This window comes from Streptomyces recifensis, from assembly GCF_002154615.1.
GTDB classification, from domain to species: domain Bacteria; phylum Actinomycetota; class Actinomycetes; order Streptomycetales; family Streptomycetaceae; genus Streptomyces; species Streptomyces griseoluteus.
Map to the genome: position 1 here is coordinate 1 of NZ_MUNH01000677.1, position 862 is coordinate 862.

At 72.2% G+C, this 862-nt stretch carries 1 protein-coding gene and 1 pseudogene; both read right to left on the minus strand.

Going from position 1 to position 862, the window contains the following annotated elements:
* On the minus strand, nucleotides 1-561 hold a 561-nt coding region (locus CCN33_RS28300; RefSeq protein ID WP_483027259.1), incomplete at its 3' end, for an arginase family protein.
* Nucleotides 512-862, minus strand: a pseudogene (locus CCN33_RS28305) (MFS transporter); the annotation flags it as partial. The gene CCN33_RS28300 and the pseudogene CCN33_RS28305, both read right to left, overlap by 50 nt.

The window sequence follows — 862 nt, forward strand, 5'->3', positions numbered from 1 at the left end:
GGTCAGCACCCTGGGGTCCTCCCAGAACGCCGCCTGCACCCCGTCCCCGTGATGCACGTCCACGTCCACATAGGCGACCCGCTCCACGCCCAGCTCCAGCAGCCGGGCGATGGCCAGCGCGGCGTCGTTGTACACACAGAACCCGGACGCCCCGCCCGGCATCGCGTGGTGCAGCCCGCCCGCGAAGTTCACGGCGTGGTCGGCGTCCCCCCGCCACACCGCCTCGGCCGCCGCCACCGACTGGCCCGCGATCAGCGCGGACACCTCGTGCATCCCGGCGAACGCCGGATCGTCGACCGTCCCGAGACCGTACGACCCGTCCGCCGCGCGCGGGTCCGCCGACGCGGTCCGCACCGCGTCGATGTAGTCCTCCCGGTGCACCAGCCGCAGCGTCGACTCCCCGGCCGGCTTGGCCGCGACGATCTCCAGCTCCCGGTCCAGGCGGAGGGCCGCCACCAGCTTCCGGGTCAGCTCCAGCCGCACCGGAGCCATCGGATGGTCCGGACCGAAGTCATAGCCCGTTACTGCCTCGTCCCACATCAACTGTGCGCGGCCGCTCATGCCCGCCACCGTATCGGTCGCCCCCGGACGCGAACGACCGGGCGTACACCGTCGTCACCAGCACGAGTGCCATCGGTACGAGCATCGCGCCCCGGTAGCTCCAGGCGTCCCCGAGCGCCCCCACCAACGGCGAACCGATCAGGAAACCGACGTAGTTGAAGATGTTGAGCCGCGCCACCGCCGCGTCCGACGCCCCGGGACCGTGCCCTTCAAAAGCGTGCCGCCCCGCCGCCGCGAACGTCTGCGGCACCAGCACGCACAGCCCGATCCCCAGCAGGGTGAACCCGAGCATCCCCACCCA